The organism is Streptomyces colonosanans (assembly GCF_001866645.1).
GTDB lineage: Bacteria > Actinomycetota > Actinomycetes > Streptomycetales > Streptomycetaceae > Streptomyces > Streptomyces colonosanans.
In genome coordinates, this window is sequence record NZ_MLYP01000151.1 from 1 (window position 1) to 2,501 (window position 2,501).

Sequence of the window (2,501 nt, forward strand, 5' to 3'; positions counted from 1 at the left end):
CGCGCACTGTTCGAAGCGCCGTCGGTCATGATGCTGGGCGAGCGGTTGGCGGGTGCTGAGGGTGCGCGGGCGGCGCTGGTACCGGTGGTGCGTCCCGAGGTGGTGCCGTTGTCGTTCGCGCAGCGCCGACTGTGGTTCCTCAACCGGTTCGAAGGCACGGAAGCATCGACGTACAACATGCCGATCGCGCTGCGCCTGACCGGTGTTCTGGATCGCGAGGCCCTGACCGCAGCCCTCTTGGATGTGGTGGGCCGGCATGAAAGCCTGCGCACCGTCTTCCCGGAGAGCGCAGACGGCACGCCCTGTCAGCGTGTGCTAGGTGTGCACGAGGTGGCGTTTGACCTTCCCGTGGTCGACATCTCCGAGGACGGGTTGCCTGCTGCGCTGGCCGAGGCGGCGGGGTACGGCTTCGATCTACTCGTGCATGTGCCGATCAGAGCGTGCTTGTTTGCGGTGAATACGCAGACACATGTGCTGGTGGTGGTGTTGCATCACATTGCGGGCGATGGGTGGTCAATGGCGCCACTGGCCCGTGATGTGGCTACGGCGTATGCGGCCCGCTGCGAGGGCACGGCTCCGCAGTGGACCACACTGCCGGTGCAGTACGCGGACTACACCTTGTGGCAGCGTGAGCTGCTGGGGGATGAGTCGGATCCGACGAGCGTGCTCAGCCAGCAGGTCGCCTACTGGACAGAGGCACTCGCTGACTTGCCGGAGCAGTTGGAGCTGCCCTTCGATCGGCCCCGTCCAGTTGCCGTCACGTTCCGCGGCGAGAACGTGCCGATTGCCATCGATACGGAGCTGCATCGTCGTATCGCGGAGCTTGCACTTGAGTCGGGTGTGAGCGTTTTCATGGTGGTGCAGGCGGCATTTGCGGCGTTGCTGTCACGCCTGGGCGCGGGGACGGATATTCCGATCGGCACTCCCGTCGCCGGGCGGACGGATGAAGCCCTGGACGATCTGGTCGGGTTTTTTGTCAACACCCTCGTGCTGCGCACTGATCTGTCCGGCAACCCCACGTTCCGCGAGCTGATCGACCAGGTGCGGGAGACGGACCTGGCAGCGTTCGCCCACCAGGACGTGCCCTTCGAACACCTGGTTGAGGTGATCAACCCTGCCCGATCGATGTCCCGGCACCCGCTGTTCCAGGTAATGCTGGCTTTCCAGAACAATGAGCAGGCCGAGATGAGCCTGCCGGGACTGACCTTGGCGGATGAGCCAGCAGAGTGGGGGGCGGCAAAGTTCGATCTGTCGCTGAGCTTGCGTGAGCAGCTGGGCGTGGACGGTTTGCCAGGTGGTTTGGTGGGTTCGTTCGAGTTTGCGCTGGATGTGTTTGACCGTGTGACTGTTGAGCGGTTGGCAGGCTGGTTCGAGCGGTTGCTGACCGTGGTAGTGGATGAGGCTGACACGCCGGTTGGTGAGATCAACGTGTTGTCGGCGAAGGAACACCACCGGTTGGTGAATGAGTGGAACGACACGGTGGTCGATGTTCCGTGGGTGCCACTGCCGGTGTTGTTTGAGGAGCAGGTGCGGCGGTCTCCGGATGCGGTGGCGGTGGTGTTTGAGGACGCCGAGGTGTCGTATGCGAAGTTGAATGCGTGGGCTAACCGGCTGGCGCGGTTGCTGATTGAGCGGGGTGCGGGTCCGGAGCGTGTGGTGGCATTGATGCTGCCGCGCTCGGTGGAGCTCATTGTGGGGCTCCTGGCGATCGTGAAGACTGGTGCTGCTTATCTGCCGGTGGATCCGGAATTCCCGGCGGACCGGATCGCGTTCATGTTGGGTGACGCAGATGCAGTGTGTGTGTTGGCATCGGCAGAGACGGTTGGTGTTGTTCCGACAGGGGTTTCGTCGGTGGTGCTGGACGATACTGGTTTTGCCGGGGTGGTGGCGCGGTTCGGTGATGGGGATGTGTCGGTTGGTGAGCGGGGTGGCGTGCTGCTTGCCGGTCATCCGGTGTATGTGATGTATACGTCGGGTTCAACCGGGTTACCCAAAGGTGTCGTGTTCCTGGCGGGAGCGCTGGCGAATTTGCTGGCGTGGCATGGCCGGGTAATGCCAGCCGGGCCCAGCGCGCGGACGGGGCAGTTCGCGGCGCTGGGATTTGATGCGGCGGCGCAGGAGATATTTTCGGCGTTGTGGTCGGGGAAGACGCTAGTGGTCCCTCGGGACGAGGTGCGGCGCAGTCCTGTGGAGCTGGTGCGTTGGTTTGATCGTTTCGGGGTCGGGGAGCTGTTCGCGCCGAATCCGATGGTGGAGGCGGTGGTGGAAGCTGCCGCCGAGCTGGGTGTTTCGCTGCCGTGTCTGCGGGATGTGGCGCAGGCGGGTGAGGCGCTGTCGGTGCATGGAGCCGTGCAGGAGTTCTTCGCCACGGTGCCGGACCGACGATTGCACAATTATTACGGTCCGACGGAGTCACATGTGGTGACGGCGGCCACGTTGGAGGGAGATGCTAAAAAATGGCCGTTGTTCCCGTCGATTGGTCGTCCGGTGGCGAACAGCCG

At 63.7% G+C, this 2,501-nt stretch carries 1 protein-coding gene; it reads left to right on the forward strand.

Annotated elements, in window-relative coordinates:
• The coding region (locus BIV24_RS30910) for a condensation domain-containing protein (protein ID WP_143064715.1) at positions 1-2,501 on the forward strand (2,501 nt) is incomplete at both ends.